This window comes from Polyangium sp. 15x6, from assembly GCF_029960785.1.
Taxonomy (GTDB): Bacteria; Myxococcota_A; Polyangia; order Polyangiales; family Polyangiaceae; genus Polyangium.
Genome location: NZ_JASBQE010000027.1, coordinates 73,832 through 89,785 on the forward strand (window position 1 = coordinate 73,832; position 15,954 = coordinate 89,785).

At 68.2% G+C, this 15,954-nt stretch carries 10 protein-coding genes; 7 read left to right on the forward strand and 3 right to left on the reverse strand.

All coding sequences use genetic code 11. The annotated features are described in order from the left end of the window. Positions 1 to 3: 3 nt before the first annotated feature. Entirely contained in the window at positions 4 to 915 is a 912-nt protein-coding gene (locus QHF83_RS21245) for a hypothetical protein (protein WP_282419711.1), read from the reverse strand. Next, the gene (locus QHF83_RS21250) at positions 912 to 1,457 is read right to left on the reverse strand and encodes a DUF350 domain-containing protein (protein WP_282419712.1); all 546 of its coding nucleotides are present in this window, start codon (positions 1,455 to 1,457) and stop codon (positions 912 to 914) included. Before QHF83_RS21250 ends, QHF83_RS21245 begins: the two co-directional genes overlap by 4 nt. Positions 1,458 to 1,725: 268 nt before the next feature. Between QHF83_RS21250 and QHF83_RS21255 the strand changes: the two genes are divergently transcribed. From QHF83_RS21255 to bcp, 5 genes are all read left to right on the forward strand, one after another. Continuing rightward, positions 1,726 to 3,792, forward strand: coding sequence for a M3 family metallopeptidase (locus QHF83_RS21255; protein WP_282419713.1), 2,067 nt, complete (start codon positions 1,726 to 1,728; stop codon positions 3,790 to 3,792). Next, the gene (locus QHF83_RS21260) at positions 3,792 to 4,679 is read left to right on the forward strand and encodes an Hsp33 family molecular chaperone HslO (protein WP_282419714.1); all 888 of its coding nucleotides are present in this window, start codon (positions 3,792 to 3,794) and stop codon (positions 4,677 to 4,679) included. Before QHF83_RS21255 ends, QHF83_RS21260 begins: the two co-directional genes overlap by 1 nt. Positions 4,680 to 4,828: 149 nt before the next feature. After that, positions 4,829 to 6,163 (forward strand): FAD-binding oxidoreductase, encoded by a 1,335-nt coding sequence (locus QHF83_RS21265; protein WP_282419715.1) that lies wholly within the window; start codon positions 4,829 to 4,831, stop codon positions 6,161 to 6,163. Between the two features lie 51 nt (positions 6,164 to 6,214). Then, complete coding sequence (locus QHF83_RS21270; RefSeq protein ID WP_282419716.1) at positions 6,215 to 8,239, forward strand: hypothetical protein; 2,025 nt, start codon at positions 6,215 to 6,217, stop codon at positions 8,237 to 8,239. Positions 8,240 to 8,304: 65 nt separating this feature from the next. After that, positions 8,305 to 8,961, forward strand: coding sequence for a thioredoxin-dependent thiol peroxidase (gene bcp, locus QHF83_RS21275; protein WP_282419717.1), 657 nt, complete (start codon positions 8,305 to 8,307; stop codon positions 8,959 to 8,961). 266 nt (positions 8,962 to 9,227) lie between these two features. Here bcp and QHF83_RS21280 read toward each other — a convergent pair whose 3' ends face one another. Beyond that, positions 9,228 to 9,485 carry a hypothetical protein gene (locus QHF83_RS21280; RefSeq protein WP_282419718.1) on the reverse strand — a complete coding sequence of 86 codons (258 nt, stop codon included), beginning with the start codon at positions 9,483 to 9,485 and terminating at the stop codon, positions 9,228 to 9,230. Positions 9,486 to 9,648: 163 nt separating this feature from the next. On the opposite strand from QHF83_RS21280, the gene QHF83_RS21285 reads away from it, so the two are divergent. Beyond that, positions 9,649 to 14,370 (forward strand): protein kinase, encoded by a 4,722-nt coding sequence (locus QHF83_RS21285; RefSeq protein WP_282419719.1) that lies wholly within the window; start codon positions 9,649 to 9,651, stop codon positions 14,368 to 14,370. Between the two features lie 5 nt (positions 14,371 to 14,375). Beyond that, positions 14,376 to 15,776, forward strand: coding sequence for a sigma 54-interacting transcriptional regulator (locus QHF83_RS21290; protein WP_282419720.1), 1,401 nt, complete (start codon positions 14,376 to 14,378; stop codon positions 15,774 to 15,776). The last annotated feature ends 178 nt before the right edge of the window (positions 15,777 to 15,954 follow it).

Below are 15,954 nucleotides of genomic sequence, written 5' to 3' on the forward strand. Positions count from 1 at the left end.
CGCTCAACGCTTCTTCGTGGACTTCGGCTTCGGCCCGTCCGTGGCTTTGCCCGTCACGGCTTCGTTCTTCGGCGCCTTCTCCGGCGAACGGATACGCACGGGCACGACGACCCAGTCGTTCGGCTTCAAGAGCTCCTTCGAGATCCATCCGACGGGCGCGTTCTTCGCGGTCGTCTCGACGAACGCGTACGCGCGGCCCTGGTAGCGGATCTTCTCGCCCTGCGCCGGCACGGCGACGCCGAGCATCGCGTGCCGGTGCGCATTCGAGTTGAGGAGCACGCTGTCGACGCCGATCGCGTCGAGCAGCATGTGCAAAAGGAGCGCCTTCGAATCGCAGTCGCCTTTCTTCGCCGAGGCCACGAGCGCCGGCGGCATGAGGCCGAAGGGGCGATCCTTCGGGATCTCGTAAGGGATCGTCTGGACGAACGAGGCCAGGAGCTCGACGGCGTCGAGCGTGCCGAGCTTCGCCTCCTGGATGCGCGCCTTGAAGCGCGCGGCGAGCGGATCGACATCGGGTTTGCTGCGCTCCGCGAGCGACTCGAAGATGCACTGCATGCTCGCGTCGCAGCCCGGCGGCGGCACCCACCGGAACGCACCGTCGCCCGCGTCCTGGTATTTGAGGCGCTGCGCGAGCTCGCGGTGCGCCGCGTCCACGTCACGCTGCTCGTCCGCGCCGAGCGCGTAGCCCGCGCGATAGACGGGCGGCTCGAGGCGAGGATCCCGCCACGCATACTTCGTCGCGCCGGCCTCGGGCGTCTTTTCGGGATACACCGCGACGCCGAGATCGACGCCCGGCGTGTCCTCGGACGGCTCCGCGTCGCCGCTCTGCGAGAGCAGGTCTCCGAGGTTGCAGCAGCAGCCCGCGACGAACACGCACGCCGTCGTGGCAAGCGCGAGGATCGTTCGACCGTTCATGACGGCGCCATCACCTCGTCACGCGCGAGCTCCGGCAGCGGGAGCAGACCGTCGAGGGCGGTCTCGAGGCCCGGCGCGGCCACGAGCGCGATCACCACCATCACCGCGCCGAGCACGAGCGCGGGCGCGAGGTTGCCCTTCCGGATCTCGGCGAGCTCGTCCACGCCGCGCGTGAGCCGGACGAAGAGGAACGTGCCCACGGCGAGCGCTGCGGCGCCCACGGCGAGCGAGAGCGCGACGTGCGCGAGGCCGTAGAACGCGAACTTGCCGAGCATCACCGGCGCGAGCTTCTGGCCGCGGTACATGAGGTCCATCGCGGCGAACGTCGCCGACACCGCGTGCTGCGCGAGGAGCCCGAGCGAGAGCAGACCCGCGGCCGAGATGACGGCGACGCCCGTGTTGCCCTTCGCGAGCTCCTCGTCGATCTCCCCGAGGCGCAAGAGCCGCCCGAGCACGCGCGAGCCGAGCCACACGCCGAGGGCCCCGACGAGGATGCCGAAGAGGATCTTGCCGATCCCGATCACGAAGAGGGCGACGTTCACGGCGCGAGCGTAGCGGAATCGAAAGGCCCTCGAAACCGGCGAACGAGCCGAGCCCCCCTCGGCCGGACACCGCGGAAAACGCAGGAGTTTCGCTTCTCGTGCTCTCCGAGGGCTCGCTCTTTCGCGTCGCCCGGCCCCCGGGAGGTGTTTCGTGGCGAGCTCGTCCGGAAGTGACGCGCCAAGCGTTGCGCGGGCCGAGCGGGGATCGTAGGTAGCAAGGACGAAGAAGTCCCCCAGAGGAGGCGCGCGCGTCGCGAGAGCACCGAACATGCCCGAATCTCACGAAAATCCGCTGCTCGGTCTCGGCTACGAAATCCCCTTCGATCGCATCCGCGGCGAGCACGTGCAGCCGGCCGTGAAGGCGCTCCTCGCCGAGGCGAAGGCGCGGCTCGACGCCCTCGCGGCGGACCCGGGCCCCCGCACGTACGAGAACACCATCACCGCGCTCGAGCGCGTGACGGAGCAGATCGATTTCGTGATGGGCGTCGTCGGCCACCTGGAGTCCGTCGCCACGACGCCGGAGCTCCGCGCCGCGTACTCCGCGGTGCAGCCCGAGGTGAGCGAGTTCTACAGCGGCATCGCGCTCTCGGAGCCCGTGTGGAACGCGCTCAAGGCGTACGCCGCGACGGACGAGGCGAAGGCGCTCACGGGGACACGCAGGCGGTTGCTCGACAAGACGATCGCCGATTTCAAGCGCAGCGGCGCGGACCTCGATCCCGACGGGAAGAAGCGGCTCGCGGAGATCGACGTGGAGCTCGCGCAGCTCACGCTCCGTTACGGGCAAAACGTGCTCGACTCGACGAACGCGTTCGAGCTCGTGATCGGCGAGCCCGAGAAGCTCGCGGGCCTGCCCGAGGGCGCGGTGCTCGCGGCGAAGGCGAGCGCGGAGGCGAAGGGCCTCTCGGGGTATCGCTTCACGATGCAGGCGCCGAGCTACCTGCCCGTGATGACGTACCTCGACGATCGCTCGATCCGCGAGCACATGTACCGCGCCTACGCCACGCGCGCGACGGAGCCGTCCTGGGACAATCGGCCGCTCTTGCAGCGCATCCTCGTGCTCCGGCGCGAGAAGGCGCGCCTGCTCGGCTTCGACAGCTTCGCCGACCTCGTGCTCGAAGACCGCATGGCGAGGTCGGGTCACGCCGCGCGCACGTTCGTGCAGACGCTGCGTGAAAAAACGCAGGTGTACTTCGAGCGCGAGAACGCCGAGCTCGAAGCGTTCCGCAAGGAGCTCGAGGGCCCGGACGCGCCGACGATCGAGCCGTGGGACGTCGCGTATTACGCCGAGAAGCTCCGCCGCGCGCGGTACGATTTCGACGAGGAGTCTCTCCGACCTTACTTCTCCGCGGAGAGGGCGCTCGAAGGCGTCTTCGCGATCGCCTCGGCGCTCTACGGCGTGCGCATCGAGCCTTCGCCCGAGACGAAGGCGTGGCACGAGACGGTCTCGACGTACCGCATCGTGGAGCCGAAGGGGCACGCGAGCGCGGTGTTCTACGTGGACCTCTGGCCGCGCGAGTCGAAGCGCGACGGCGCGTGGATGCAGGGCCTCGTGACGGGCATCGCGCAGGCGGCGACGCCGGCCTCGCACGTGGAGGTGCTCGCGGGCAACCTGACGCCGCCGATCGGCGATCGTCCCGCGCTCCTCAACCACCGCGAGGTCGAGACGCTCTTCCACGAGTTCGGCCACCTCATGCATCACGCGTCGAGCTGCGTGGAGGTGCGCACGCTCGCCGGGACGAACGTGGCGTGGGACTTCGTCGAGCTGCCCTCGCAGATCATGGAGAACTGGTGCTGGGAGAAGGAGGCGCTCGACCTCTTCGCGCGGCACCACGAGACGAACGAGCCGATCCCGGCGCCGCTGCTCGAGCGCATGCGGGCGGCGCGCACGTTCCGCGCGGCGAACGCGATGATGCGGCAGCTCGGCTTCGCCGAGGTCGATCTCGCGCTGCACGTGGACTGGGATCCGGCGCGCGACGGGGATCCCACCGCGTACGGCCGCGAGATCCTCTCGCGCCACGCGCCCGCGCCGCTGCCGGGCGATCACGCGATGCTCGCCTCGTTCTCGCACCTGTTCTCGAGCCCGGTCGGGTATGCCGCGGGGTACTACTCGTACAAGTGGGCGGAGGTGCTCGACGCCGACGCGTTCTCGCGGTTCAAGCGCGAGGGGCTGTTCAGCCGGGAGGTCGGCGAGGCCTTCCGATCCGAGATCCTCGCGCGAGGCGACAGCGAGGATCCGATGGTCCTTTACCGGCGCTTCATGGGGCGCGAACCAACCCTGGAGGCGCTGCTCGAACGCGACGGCCTCATCGCGTCCGGGACGGCGGTGGCCGTTTGATGAGCGAAACGAACGTCACGAACAATCGATCCGACAAGGTCATCCGCGCCATGACGAACGATGGCGCGTTCCGGGTCATCACGGCGCTCACGACCGAGACGGTGCGCGGCGCGATCGCCTCGCAAGGAGCCAAGGGCGCGGTGGCGAGCCGCTTCGGCGAGCTCGTCACGGGCGCGATCCTGATCCGCGAGGCGATGAGCCCGAACCTGCGCGTCCAGAGCATCCTGAAAGGCGCGGGCGGCAAGGGCAGCATCGTGGCCGACGCGCACCCGGACGGCACGAACCGCGGCCTCGTGGGCTTCAGCGGGGAGACGGGTGAGGACATGACGGGCGGCAAGGGCGCGCTACTCAAGATGATGCGGACGCTGCCAAACGGCGCGCTTCACCAGGGCATCGTGGAGGTCTCGTTCGAGGGGCCGGACGGCGGGATCTCGGGGGCGCTCATGGCGTACATGCAGCACTCCGAGCAGATCGTCTCCACGATCGCGGTGGCGACGCTGCTCCAAGGGGACGAGGTCGTCGCGGCGGGCGGCTACATCGTCGAGCTCTTGCCGGAGGTCGAGCGCGGGCCGCTCATGATCATGACGCAGAGGCTCGAAGACTTCCCGAAGCTCGACGACCTGCTCCACAAAGGAGACCTCACGCCGCACGCGCTGACCGAGGATCTCCTGTATGGCATGCCGTACACGCTGCTCGCGGAGTCCGATCTCCGTTACGCGTGCCATTGCAGCGAGCTCCGCGTCCTCTCGAGCCTCGCCACCCTCCCGCGCTCGGACATCGAGGATCTGCTCCGCGACAACAAGGTCCTGGAGATCACCTGCGATTATTGCCGCAAAGAATACGGCATCCAGCCTTCGCAGTTGAAGGCGCTCCTCATGGCGAGCTGAACAGGCTCGCGCGCTCGTCCCCACCAAACGCTCGCGTCATCCGCCCCCGCCATTGCCATTCCGGCCAGCACGGCGCTGCCCATTCGCGTTTCGCCGGCTTGACCATTCTTTGCTTGGATGCCACGCCTCTCGGGTACGGGGGGCAACCAATGGATCTCTCTTCTCACGAGCGCGAGGTCACGCGCGTCGCCACCACCATTCGTGTTCAGGCCGGCCGGGGCGGGCCTGTCCGTATCGACAAGGGCGGCGTCTCCCATTTCGTCCCCGTCCCGGGCGATCCTCGGGAGCGCGCCGCGCGCATCGACGCCTCGCGGCTCCGACGCGTCCTCAGCATCGATCCCGAGCGCCGCGTCTGCGTCGCCGAGCCTGGCGTCACGTTTGCCGAGCTCGTCCCGCGCACGCTCGAACATCACCTCGTGCCTGCGGTCGTCCCCGAGCTCGAGGACATCACGCTCGGCGGCGCCGTCGCGGGCTGCTCGATCGAATCGAGCTCGTACCGCTACGGCGGCTTCCACGATAGCTGCCTCGAGTACGAGGTCATCTCCGGCGACGGCGAGATCGTCACTTGCTCGGCCGAGAAAGAGCCCCTGCTCTTCGACATGATCCATGGCTCGTACGGCACGCTCGGCGTCCTCTCGCGCATCACGTTCCAGCTCGTGCCGGCGAAGCGGTTCGTCCGGATGGAATACCGCCACTACGACAGCTTCGACGCCTTCAATGCCGCCATGGTCGAGCGCTGCCGCGTGGGCGATTTCGAGTTCGTCGACGGCATCGTCCACGGACCGCGTATGTTCGTGCTCTGCCTCGGCACGTTCGTGGACGCGGCGCCGTTCACCTCGAACTATCGCTGGCTCGACGTCTATTACAAGAGCACCCTCGGGCGGACGGAGGACTTCCTCACGACGCCCGATTATTTCTTCCGCTACGACGCCGAATGCCACTGGCTCAGCCGCACCGTCCCGGGGCTCGAGACGAAGCCCGTCCGCTGGCTCGTCGGCCGCCACGTCCTCGGCTCGCGCAACCTCATTCGCTGGTCCAGGCGGCTCGATCGCGTGCTCGGCCTGAAGTCGCGCCCCGACGTCGTCTGCGACATCTTCGTCCCGCAGCGGAACTTCTCCGCGTTCTACCCGTGGTACGCGCGTGATTTCGATTTCTGGCCGCTCTGGGTCGTCCCCTACCGCATGCCGCGCCCCTACCCCTGGATCCGCGAATCTCACGCGAAGCACGAGGACGAGCTCTGGATCGACTGCGCGGTCTACGGCAAGCCCAATAACGACCCGCTCATCGACTGGTCCGAGGTCCTCGAGCGGAAGACGTACGAGCTCGGCGGCGTGAAGACTTTGATCTCGCGCAACCATTACACCGAGGAGCGATTCTGGGAGATCTACGACCGCGAGCGTTACGAGGCCGCGAAGCGTAGGCTCGACCCGCGTGGCGTCTTCCCGGGCCTCTACGAGAAGTGCCATCGCGTCCGCAAAAGCTGACGCTCCGCTCCTCCGTCCGCCGTGATACGGTGGCGGGCGAAGGAGCTTGCCATGCTACCGTCTCGGACTCTCGCCGCTTGCCTCATTTCATTCGCTGGTCTCGCCGCGCTCGGATGCTCGGACGGCACGGAGACGCCCGCGGGGCCGCCGCCGCTCGCCGTCCCCGAGGGGTGTAACCCCATCGCATTCGAGAACGACTGCCTCCTGCCCTACCCGTCCGATTTCTACTTGAAGGACGACGCCGCCATGCCGAGCGGCAAGCGGGTCGTGATCCCCGAGCCCGCGCAGATGAAGGACAGGACCGAGAGGTCCTTCGATTTCACGGCGTCGCACCCGATCGACGGGTTCTCGACGCACCAGCCGATCCTCGTGCATTTCAAGGAGGGCGTGAGCACCGAGGGCGTCGTCTTCCACACGGACGAGCCCGAGAAGAGCCTCTCGCCCGAGAGCAAGGTGATCCTGCTCGACGCGGCGACGGGCAAACCCGTGCCGGTCTGGGCCGAGGTCGACATGAACACCGACGAACCGTCGGAGCGGGCCTTCATCCTCCGCCCCTTCGCGCGGCTGGAAAACGGCAAGCGGTACATCGTCGCGCTCCAGGGGCTCGCGCAATACACCGAGGTCGACGGAATGCCGGCCGCGGGCCCGCCCCTCGCGCCGCCCGAGGGATTCAGGCGAATCCGGGACAAAGAGACGACCTCCGATCCCGTGCTCGATCCCATCACGAGCCGCTACGAAAAGGACGTCTTCCCCGCGCTCGTGGCCCATGGCGTCGATCGGACGAAGCTCCAGCTCGCCTGGGATTTCACGACGGGCAGCGAGGAGATGAACACGCGTGATCTTCTCGCGATGCGCGATGACCTCATTGCCAAGCTCGAAGCGAACCCGCCGGTCGTGGGCAATGTCGTCGTCAAGGAATACACGCAGGGCAGCAACGAGGACGCCGGCGAGAACGAGAACATCTGGATGCGGATCGAGGGCACGATCAAGGTGCCGCTCTACATGGAGAGCGCCGATCCGGGCGCGGTGATCCACCGCGACGCGAGCGGAAAGCCCGCGCAGAACGGCGAGGCGGACGTCCCCTTCATTCTCCAGGTCCCGCACAGCCTGAAGCCCGCGGACGCGTCCTTCGAGCCGGCGCGCATCCTCCAGTACGGGCACGGCTTCTTCGGGCTCGCCGAGGAGATCAATTACGGCTTCATGCGCGGCTACGAGAACGAGCGCAAGTACATCGCGGCCGCGGTCGATCTCTGGGGCATGGCCGAGCCGGACATCCAGATCGTGCTGCAGAAGGCCATCGAGGAGCCCGGCGTCGTGTTCAGCTTCGTCGATCGCATCCACCAGGGCATCATCAACTACATCGCCCTGAGCTACGCATTGAAGGGCCCGATCGCCGCGCTGCCCGAGCTCCAGCAATTCGACAAGCCCCTCTACGACACGAACAAGCTCTACTATTACGGGATCAGCCAGGGCTCGATCTTCGGCGTCACCATGATGGCCCTGAACCCGATCCTCGATCGCGCCGCGCTCGGCGTCGGCGGCGGCCCGTACTCGCTCATGATGTCGCGCTCGGCGAGTTATCAGCAGCTCTACGGCCTGCTCTACAACCAGATCCAGAACCCGCTCACCCTCACGAAGCTGATGTCCATGAGCCAGGGCACCTGGGACCGCGTCGACCCTATGACCTACGCGCCGCATCTCTTGAAGGACACGTATCCGAAGAGCCCGGCGAACCGGCACGTGCTCATGCAGATCGGGATCGGGGATCACTCGGTGAACAACCTCGCGAGCCACCTCGTCGCGCGCGCGACGGGCATTCCCCTGCTCGACCCCTCGCCGCGGCCGATCTGGGGCCTCGAGAGCGTGAAGGCGCCCGCGGACGACGCGCTCGTCGTGATCGACTTCAAGCTCGCGACCGAGCCCGGGATCGAATGCAAATTGCCCTCGGAGGCCGAGAAGAACGACGTGCACGAGGGCGTGCGGCGCAACGAGAAGGTCAAGGACCAGCTCGATCTGTTCTTCCAGCCGGACGGGCAGATCCAGAACACCTGCGAAGGCGCCTGCGATCCCGAATAGCAGCCCCATTGCGCCCGGCCTTCCTTCTGCGCTACGGTTCGTCCGCGCGCAGAGGAGGACCGGGCATGGCGACGTCATACAGGACGAAAGCAACCGCGACGAAGACCCCCACCACGAAGAAGAGCCCCGCGAAGAAGGCCGCGACGAAGGCCGCGGCCGAGGCTCCGGCGAAGAAAAAAGCGGCCGCGACCAAGAAGGCGGCTCCTGCGAAGAAGGCCGCCGCGCCGACGAAAAAGGCCGCGGCGGCCCCCGCCCCGGTCGCGCCGGCGGCGACGGGCAGCGGCGAGGCGGCCCCCACCTTCTCGCTGCTCTCGGACGCGGGGACGACGGTGTCGCTCGCCGATTTCGCCGGGAAGCGCGTGGTCCTTTATTTCTACCCGAAGGACGACACGCCCGGTTGCACGCGCGAGGCGTGCGCGTTCCAGGACAACCTCGCGAAGCTGAAGAAGAAGGGCGCCGTCGTGCTCGGCGTGAGCCGCGACGGCGTCAACTCGCACGTGAAGTTCAAGGCGAAATACAACCTCGCCTTCCCGCTGCTCGCCGACACGGACGGCGCCGTGCATCGCGCGTATGGGGCGTGGGGGACGAAGACGAATTACGGCAGGACGTTCGAGGGCGCGCTGCGCACGACGGTGCTCATCGACGAGCAGGGCCGGATCGTGAAGCGGTTCGCGAACGTGAAGGTCGACGGGCACGTCGACCAGGTGCTCGCGGCGCTCTGAGTTTCCCTCACGCCCCGTTCGGGGGCTCCTCGGCGCCGGTGCCGAGCGGACCGTGAACGAGGTTCGGGGACTTCGATCACGCACTCGCCGACTCCCTTCACGCGCTCGCCGACTCCCTTCACACACTCGCCGACTCCCTTCACGCGCTCGCCGACTCCCTTCACGCGCTCACCGACTCCCTTCACGCGCTCGCCGACTCCCTTCACGCGCTCGCCGACTCCCTTCACGCGCTCGCCGACTCCCTTCACGCACTCCGCCGACTGCGTTCACGCACTCCGCCGACTGCGTTCACACACTCCGCCGACTGCGTTCACACACTCGCCGACTCCCTTCACACACTCGCCGACTCCCTTCACGCGCTCGCCGCCTCCGTTCACACGCTCGCCGACTGCGTTCACGCGCTCGCCGCCTCCCTTCACGCGCTCGCCGCCTCCCTTCACGCGCTCGCCGACTCCCTTCACGCGCTCGCCGCCTCCCTTCACGCGCTCGCCGACTCCCTTCACGCGCTCGCCGACTCCCTTCACGCACTCCGCCGACTGCGTTCACGCGCTCGCCGGCTTCGATGTCGAAGGGCGAGGCCTTCGAGCTGTACGCCGCCGTACGCTGCTGTTGTCATTACACGTCCATTACACGTACGGTGCGTCTCCTCCCGTCCTCGCTGGTGCGTGATACGCTCCGCGCCGCGTCATGAGGATCGACGTCGACGACCCCCTGCAAGCGCGCCCGTTGCCCACGGATCGAGGGCGCGTGTCGATGGGGTGCACCACCCGCTCGCTCACCCAGTCGGACTCCGCAGATTCGCCGTCCGCCTCGACGTCATGCTCCTCGGCCGAGGGCCGCACGCCGCCCGAAGCCGCTCCGCCCGCGCTCGACCCCATTCCGCGCGACGGGTACATCAAGCATTACGAAATCATCCGGGAGCTCGGCGAGGGCGGCATGGGGGTCGTCTTGCTCGCGCGGGACACGAAGCTCGGGCGCCTCGTCGCCATCAAGCTCCTCCACGGCGGCGGACAGGCCGCGCCCCGCCTGCGCGCGGAAGCCCAGGCGACCGCCCGCGCGAGGCACGACAACATCGTCGTCATCTACGAGGTCGGTGAGCTCGACGGGCGCCCCTACATGGTCCTCGAATACGTCGAAGGACGCACGCTGCGCCACGTCATTTCCACGGGCCGGAGCGGCGACGGGCGCGCGCTGCCGCGGGGCTTCGTGTTCGATATCATGGCGTCCGTCGTCCGGGCGCTCGCCGCGGCCCACAAGAGCGGCGTCGTGCACCGGGACCTGAAGCCGGAGAACATCATGCTGCTCGACTCCGGGCAGGTGAAGGTCCTCGATTTCGGCCTCGCGAAGCTCGTCGATTCCGAGGAGCCGAAGCGGCGCGCAGGGACCCGGGCCTACATGTCGCCCGAGCAATGGAGCGGCGGCACGGTCGACGAGCGTTGTGATCTCTGGGCCGCGGGTCTCCTTTTCTACGAGCTCCTCGCCGGCGCCCATCCCCTCGCGCCGCTCACGAAAGACCGGCTCGAGACCCTTTCCGATCCGGATACGCCGATGCCGCGCCTCTCCGACGTCCGGCCGGAGCTCGCCGGGATCTCGGAGGTCATCGACCGCTGCCTGCGCAAGAACAAGGAAGAACGTTTCGGATCGGCGGACGAGCTGCTCGCCGCGCTCGAAGCATGCTTCGCGGGCCACGGAGCCGTCGCGATGACCGGAGGCGAGCGCCCATTCGCCGGGCTCGCCGCGCTTCAGGAGGCAGACGCCGATCGCTTCTTCGGCCGCGCGCCCGACGTGGCCGCGCTCCTCGGCAGCCTCGCGCGGCAGGCGCTCGTCGCGGTCGCGGCGCCCTCGGGCGCGGGCAAATCGTCTTTCATTCGCGCGGGCGTGATTCCGGCCTTGAAGCGGTCGGGCGAGGAATGGGACGTCCTCGTCGTGCGCCCGGGCCGCGCGCCGCTCGCAGCGCTCCGCGAGGCGCTCGCCATGGCGCTCGCGCCCGCGGCCGTGGACGGCGATTTCGAGGCGCAACCGGGCCTGCTCGGCAGGCACCTGCGCGCCCACTGCCGCAGGCAGGGCCCGGCGCACCGCATGCTCGTCTTCGTCGATCAATTCGAGGAGCTTTATACACTGGTCCCGGACGAGGACGAGCGCGCCGCGTTCCTCGCCTCCCTGCTCGGCGCGGCGGACGACGCGTCGTCGCCCTTGCGGGTCATTCTCGCGATCCGCTCCGACTTCCTGGATCGTGTCGTCGAGGATCGCCCTTTCGTGTCGCAGGTGCGGGCCGGCCTCTTCTTCTTGCCGCCCGTGGGACGCGAGGAGCTACGCGAGGCCTTGACGCGGCCGGTGGAGGCTTCGGGTCATCGATTCGAGAGCGAGGCGATGGTCGAGGAGATCCTGGATGAGCTCGAGCGCGCCCGGAGCCCGCTGCCGCTCTTGCAATTCTCGGCCACCGAGCTCTGGGAGGCGCGTGACAAGGAGCAAAAGCTGCTCACGCGGCAAAGTCACGAGAGGCTCGGCGGTGTGGCCGGCGCGCTCGCGACGCACGCGGACGCCGTGGTCGCGAGGCTGTCGGCGTCCGATCAAAGCTTGTGTCGGGCGATTTTCTTGCGGCTCGTGACGCCGGAGCGCACGCGCGCCATCGTGGGCCTGCGCGAGCTCGCCGAGCTCGCCGAGGACGCGGCGGCGGTGGAGGCCGTGGTGCGAGAGCTCTGCGACACGCGGCTTTTGCTCCTCGATACGGACGGGGAGCCGGGCTCCGCGAAGGTCGAGCTCGTGCACGAGTCGCTCATCGAGCGCTGGCCGACGCTCGCGCGATGGCTCGGCGAAAACGCGGAGGACGCTCTCTTTCTGGCTCGACTGCGCGCCGCGGCATCCCAATGGCGGGCGAGCGGAGAGCCCTCGGGCCTGCTCTGGCGCGACCGCGCCGCCGAGGAGGCGCGCGTCTTTTATGAACGGCATCGAGGGGACCGCGCGGAGGCGCGCGAAAACCTCGTGGGAAATGCCGAGGAGCGGTATCTCGAGGCGGTCTTGGCCCTTTCCGACCGCGCTCGACGTCAGCGGAAGCGGCTCCTCGCGGGGGCGTTCGTATTCCTCGGCGCCGTGGCCGTCGTGGTGTTTTTCCTGGCGATGCGCGCGGGCGCCCAGGCGCGGCGCGCGGACGAGGAGGCCGCGCGGGTCAAGGAGCAAAACGAGGCGCTCGCGTTTCAAGCGCTCCGGGGCCGCAATGCGATGCGGATGCTCGCCGCGCGCAAGCGGCAGGACGATCCGACGCTCGTGCTCGCGCTCCTGCGCGAGGTCGAGAAAGAGGACATCCCGAAGGAGTGGGCCGAGCTCGTGAGCGCCGCGCTCTCGCAGGGCGTGGCGAGCGCGTCGTGGGTCGCGCCCGGTGCCCCCCAGGCGCCCGTCTACGACGCCGCCATGAGCCCGGATGGCGAGCGCATCGTCGTGGCGATGAATGACCACGTGGCGCGAATCCTCGGCGTCGATGCGCTGGAGGAGCGTGTCGTCCTGCGCGGCCACGATGCCTATCTATGGACGGCGGCATGGAGCCCGGACGGCAAGCGTATCGTCACGGCGTCCGGCGACAAGACCGCACGGATATGGTCCGCGGACGGCGAAGGGGAGCCGCTGGTCCTGCGTGGCCACGAATCTTCCTTGAACGCGGCCCGGATGAGCCCGGATGGTAGACGCGTCGTGACGGCGGCCGACGACAAGACCGCGCGCGTCTTCAGCGCGGTCGACGGGAAGGAGCTCGTCGTTCTTCGCCACGTCGACATGGTCAATTTCGCTGAATTCAGCCCGGATGGTCAGCGAATCGTCACAGCGGGGAAGGACGGCGCCGCGCGTGTGTGGAATGCGGACGGCATTGGCGCGCCGCTGGAGCTGCGCGGGCATGCGGATACGGTGGTCGCGGCGGCATTTCATCCAGATGGGACGAGCCTCGCGACGGCGGGCAATGACAAGACCGTCCGGGTGTGGGACGCGTCGAGCGGCGCCGAGCGCCTCGTTCTGCGCGGCCATGAAGACAAGGTCATGAGCGTCGCCTGGAGCCCCGATGGCAAGCGTATCGCCTCGGCGAGCAAGGACAGGACGGCGCGCATCTGGAATGCGGACGGGAGCGGAGCCCCGCTCGTCCTGCGCGGCCATGGTCATTGGGTGTACACGGCGAGATTCAGCCCGGAGGGCCAGAGGCTCGTCACGGCTTCCCTCGACAATACCATGCGCGTATGGAACCTCGACGAGGTCCTCGCCCCAGCGGTCCTCCGAGGCCACACGGAGACGATCACGTCCTCCGTCTTCAGCCCGGATGGCAAACGAATGGCGACGACCTCGCTCGATGGGACGACGCGCATATGGAACGTCGATGGGACGGGGGAAAGGGTGGTCCTGCGCGAGCACGGCGGTCCTGTCTGGCATGTCGCATGGAGCCCCGACGGGGCGCGCATCGCCACGGCGTCGAACGATAAAACCGCGCGAATCTGGAACGCGGACGGCACCGGCGCGCCCATCGTGCTCCGAGGTCATCCGGACGTGGTTCGATCCGTCGCGTGGTGCCCGAGGGGCGACCGTATCGCCACGGCGTCCTACGATGGAATGCTCCGGTCCTGGAGCGACGACGGGCGTCTGCTCGCGACGACGACCAGGTTCGACACGAACCAAGTCCACGTGTTCGTGAGCTTCGATTCATCGTGCAAACGGGTCCTCGTTTCGGACGGTCGCCACGGTATCGGCCACGTCTGGAACGTGGGCGAAGGCGGGGAGCTCGTCGCTCTCGGCGAGTTCCACGCCCCCATTCGGTCCGCGGCATGGAGCCCGGATGGCTCGCGTGTCGTCACGGTGCACATCGATCACGCCGTGCGAATATGGGATCTCGACGGGGCCGCGCGCCTCGTGTTCCCGGAATCCGGGCCCTTGACGCACGCGGCCTTCAGCCCCGAGGGGCGGCGTGTCGCCATGGTATTCGACGACGGCGCGGTGCACGTCTGGAAGACCGATGGCGCCCGGGAGCCCGTCGTCTTCGGCATTCCGGGGAACCGGCTGAAAGAGGTCGCCTGGAGCCCGGATGGCACGCGCCTCGTCACGGGGTCCCTGGACGCGATGACGCGCGTATGGAATGCCGACGGCTCCGGCGTGCCATTCGTCCTCGTCGGCGCTCGCACCCTCACCACCGACCCGTTCTGGAGCCCCGACGGCAAGCACATCGCCGTTCAATCCGAGGAGACGGTCGCCCGCATCTTTCCCGACGTGCGCCCCTTCTCCGGCCCCGAGGATCCGCGGCTCTGGAGGGCGACGTCCCATTGCATTCCCCCCGCGACCCGCGTCGAGCTTTTGGACATCACGGATGCCGACGCGCGGGCAGCCGAGGAGGCCTGCCGGCGCCGCGTGGACGAAGCGCGCGCCGAGAAGTCGGTGAGGTGATCATCATGAACGAGACATTCACCACGACCGAGGATGTGCCGCAGAACGAGCGGCTCGCTCCTGCCCGCCCCCTTCCCTTTCTCTTCGTCGTGCTGCACAACGACAACCCGACCCTCGGCGGTGCTCGGTACAGTCTTCTCGGGATCGATGAGATCACGATCGGACGCGGCTCCACGCGCGAGGCGTCACGCGCGGACGAGGCCGGCTCGCGGCGGCTCGCGCTGCGCCTGCCGTCGTCGACCGTGTCGAGAGCGCACGCGCGCCTCGTTCGCAGCCATGACGAATGGCTCCTCGAGGATCTCGATTCGAAAAATGGCTGCTGCGTCAACGGGGAGCGCGTCACCAGGGCGCGCATCCGGGACGGGGATTTCGTCGAGATAGGGTCGGTCGTCCTGCGGTATCGTGCTGCCTTGCCCGCGCCGCCAGGCTTTGCCGAGGATTTCGACAGCGCGCTTCGTCCTCCGGAGGCCTCCGGGTTCACGACCCTCGTGCCCGCCATCGCCGCAGGCCTCGGCACGCTCGCTCGTATCGCGCGCTTGCCGATTTCGACCCTGCTTCTCGGCGAGACGGGCACCGGCAAGGAGGTGCTCGCGAAGGGAATGCATGCGCTCTCGGGCCGCCCAGGACCTCGGGTCGCCGTCAACTGCGGTGGCCTGACCTCGTCCCTCGTGGAGAGCCAGCTTTTTGGTCACGTCAAGGGCGCGTTCACGGGGGCGCAACGAGACGAGCCGGGCTTCATCCGCAGCGCGGACGGGGGGACGTTGTTCCTCGACGAGATTGGTGATCTGCCATTGCCCGCGCAAGCCGCCATCCTTCGCGTCCTCCAGGAGCGCGAGGTCGTCCCCGTGGGCGGGACGCGCCCGACGATCGTGGATGTGCGCGTCATCGCGGCCACGCACAAGTCCCTCGACGCGCTTTGCCTGCGAGGTGAATTCCGGAGTGATCTTCTGGCGCGCATCGCGGGCTACCAGCACATGCTGCCGCCGCTCCGCGAACGAATGGAGGATGTTGGGCTCTTGATCAGCGACCTCTTGCGACAGATGAGCGTCCCGGGCGCGATGGATGCCCGCTTGAGCGTCACGACCGGGCGACGGCTGCTCTCGCATGCATGGCACCTCAACATCCGGGAGCTGAAGCAGGTCCTCACGCTGGGCGTGGGGCTCGCCGAGCGTGGTGTGGTGGAGCCATTGCACCTCCCCGAGGGCGTCGTGAAGGCGCCGGAGAAGCTCGGGCCCGAGAGAGAGACACCATCGAGCACGGACGAGCTTCGCGAGCAGCTCATATCCCTGCTGCGAAAGCACCGGGGCAACGTGACGGCCGTGTCGCGCACCCTGGGGAAATCGCGGATCCACATCCATCGATGGATGGCGAAGTACGGCATCGATCCCGACGATTATCGAGGGTGAGCAGGAGCGACGGCTCGGAGGCGGCGGGAGCACGTACACGTACAGGTACAGGTACACCTCGCTCCCTCCGCCCATCCCACCGAGAATGCCTGCATTCGACCGGTGGGAGCGTCCTGGGATCCGGGGGCTTCGGCGTGGCATTGGCGTTGCAAAAGCCTTCTCGAAACTCCGAACGGAA